The following is a 1,809-nucleotide window of genomic DNA, read 5'->3' as shown; positions in this document are numbered from 1 at the left end:
TGGGCGGACGAGTTCGACGGGGCGGCCGGCAGCGCCCCGGATCCGGCCAAGTGGACGCTGGAGACCGGCGGTTCGGGCAACGGCAACAACGAGCTCCAGTACTACACCAACAACAGGGCCAACTCGGCCCTGGACGGCAACGGCAACCTGACCATCACGGCCCGGCGGAACACCGACACCAACCTCCAGTGCTGGTACGGCGGTTGCCAGTACACCTCGGCCCGTCTGAACACGGCGCGCACCTTCACACAGGCCTACGGCCACTTCGAGGCCCGCATCAAGATCCCGCGCGGCCAGGGCATCTGGCCGGCCTTCTGGATGCTCGGCAACGACCTCGGCAGCGTGGGATGGCCGAACAGCGGCGAGATCGACATCATGGAGAACATCGGCCGTGAGCCGGGAACCGTGCACGGCACCCTGCACGGTCCGGGTTACTCCGGCGCGGAAGGCATCGGCGCGGGCTACACGCTGCCCGGCGGGCAGGCGTTCGCCGACGGATTCCACACCTTCGCGGTGAACTGGAGCCCCACCTCGATCACCTGGTACGTCGACGGCACCGCGTACCAGACGCGGACGCCCGCGGACCTGGGCGGCGACCGCTGGGTCTTCGACCACCCGTTCTTCCTGATCCTCAACCTGGCGGTGGGCGGCAACTGGCCCGGCAGCCCCGACGGCTCCACCAGCTTCCCGCAGACCATGACCGTCGACTACGTGCGGGTCTCGACCTCGGACGGCGGTTCCGTCCCCGCCCCCGGCCCGATCCGCGGCATCGGCGGCATGTGCGTGGACGTGGCGGGCGGCGCGACCGCCGACGGAACGCCGATCCAGCTCCACAACTGCACCGGCAACGTCGCCCAGCAGTGGACCTTCCCCGGTGACGGCACCGTCCGCGCCCTCGGCAAGTGCCTCGACGTCTCGGGCGGTTCGACCGCGGACGGCGCCGTGGTCCAGCTGTGGACCTGCAACGGCACCAACGCGCAGAAGTGGGTCCGCACCGCGGCGAACGACCTGACCAACACGGGCTCGAACAAGTGCCTGGACGCCAAGGGCAATTCCTCGGCCGACGGCACCCGCCTGCAGATCTGGACCTGCACGGGCGGCGCCAACCAGAAGTGGACCGTCGGCTGACCCCGGCCCCACGAAGCAGGAGGGCCGGCCGGAGATCCGGCCGGCCCTCCCCGGCCGGGGCCGGGGCGGTGGGTCAGAGCCGCATCGCCTGCGGCTCGTCGCGCCGCGCCGGGTCGGGCCCGTCGTACTCGCGGACGGCCGTGTAGGCACCGTCGTGCTGGACGGGGCGGAATCCGGCGTCCTGGACGAGCTCGACGACCTCGTCGCCCGCCGGGCCCTCGATCTCGTCCGCGCCGTGCTGGAGGGCCAGCTGGGCGGTGCGGTCGCCGTAGGTCTCCCGGAAGACCTTCAGGTGGGGCACGTTGTCCAGCAGCAGCCGGGCCACCGCGTAGGTCTTCAGCACCTCGAGGCCGGACAGGGAACGGTCCCCGACCGGGACGGCGGCCTGCTCGCGCCCGTCCCACTCCTCGCGCAGCCGCAGCATCGCGTCGACGTCGGCGGCACGCTCCCGCCATCCGCCGACCCCGAACGCGAGCCCGCCGCCGGCCTCGGCGCCGTGGAAGTACGCCACGTCCCCGTGCCGCGCGGTCCGCACCTCGTGGGCCAGCGCGCCCAGCCAGGCCAGGTCGTCCGACTCGTACAGCGCGATGCCGTCCTCCCGGGTCAGGCGCTCGCCGGCCCGCACCTTCCGCTCGAGCTCACGCTTGAGTCCGACGTCCATGTGTTTCCCTGCCTGACACG

At 72.0% G+C, this 1,809-nt stretch carries 2 protein-coding genes; one reads left to right on the top strand and one right to left on the bottom strand.

All coding sequences use genetic code 11. From position 1 onward, the window contains the following. Positions 1-1,128: glycoside hydrolase family 16 protein (locus HW445_RS29465; protein WP_180223877.1), on the top strand; the 1,128-nt coding region annotated here is incomplete at its 5' end. 73 nt (positions 1,129-1,201) lie between these two features. Here the strand turns inward: HW445_RS29465 and HW445_RS29460 are convergent. After that, a complete protein-coding gene (locus HW445_RS29460; protein ID WP_180223876.1) occupies positions 1,202-1,789 on the bottom strand; it encodes a hypothetical protein in 588 nt (195 codons plus the stop codon). Positions 1,790-1,809 lie beyond the last annotated feature (20 nt).

This window comes from Streptomyces sp. UH6 (genome assembly GCF_013421635.1).
In the GTDB taxonomy this organism is placed as follows: Bacteria; Actinomycetota; Actinomycetes; order Streptomycetales; family Streptomycetaceae; genus Streptomyces; species Streptomyces abyssomicinicus.
The sequence above is the reverse complement of the archived record's forward strand: the minus strand, read 5'-3'. Positions and strand labels throughout refer to the sequence as shown.

Bases quoted from the DNA above. Each gene is read 5' to 3' on its own strand.
- HW445_RS29460 (WP_180223876.1), bottom strand. From the start codon at position 1,789: ATGGACGTCGGACTCAAGCGTGAGCTCGAGCGGAAGGTGCGGGCCGGC.